The organism is Bartonella sp. MR168JLCBS (assembly GCF_042194175.1).
Window position 1 is genome coordinate 1 of record NZ_JBHIMP010000111.1, and the last position, 239, is coordinate 239.

At 42.7% G+C, this 239-nt stretch carries 1 protein-coding gene; it reads right to left on the minus strand.

What is annotated here, in order from left to right; genetic code table 11:
* A partial coding sequence (locus ACFIK8_RS09535) for an HlyD family efflux transporter periplasmic adaptor subunit (RefSeq protein ID WP_375669285.1) occupies nucleotides 1-239 on the minus strand: 239 nt, incomplete at both ends.

Here is a 239-nt window from a genome sequence, read left to right on the forward strand (position 1 = left end):
GTATCGATTCAGGAGCAGGCTCTCTCCTTTCTATAGTTCCCTCATAACGACGCTGTGAATTCCCAGAGACGGTAAAATAAAGAGGTGGTCCAGCATGAACTTTAAGAACATCGGCTTCTGAAATTTGCGCTTTGACAGTCATTTTTGACAAATCACCTAAAATAACGATTGTTGGCGCTGACTGAACGGCATTAACATTTTGCCCTTCTTCCACAACTGTTGCTAAAACTGTTCCTGCT